Raw genomic sequence first — 388 nt, forward strand, 5'->3', positions numbered from 1 at the left:
ATCACCTCATGAAACCAAAAGGTGATACCATGACCTCGAAAACATTTCTGACAACAACCGCACTGAGCCTCCTTCTTGCCACCTCCGCCTTCGCGCAAAGCGACAGCACGGCGACCGAGACCGAGACGGAGAATGCCCCGATCATCGAAGGCGCTGGCGAAGACACCACCATGGCGCCTGATGCCACCGAAGACACGATGGCGACGGATGATATGGCCACCGACACGATGGACATGGAGGCGCCGCAGAGCATCTCTGACATGACCGTCGGCGAATTCCTCGGCCTCGACGTGGTCTCTTCGGGCACCGGTGAGGATGTCGGCGAAATCGACTACGTGATCCAGGGCGCGTCGGAACCCGAAGCGGTGATCGGCATTGGCGGCTTCCT

1 pseudogene is annotated in these 388 nt (G+C 59.8%); it reads left to right on the forward strand.

What is annotated here, in order from left to right:
• Positions 1-29 precede the first annotated feature (29 nt).
• Positions 30-388 (forward strand): annotated as a pseudogene (locus Q1B16_RS22320) (hypothetical protein); the annotation flags it as partial.

The organism is uncultured Marivita sp. (assembly GCF_947488135.1).
GTDB lineage: Bacteria > Pseudomonadota > Alphaproteobacteria > Rhodobacterales > Rhodobacteraceae > Marivita.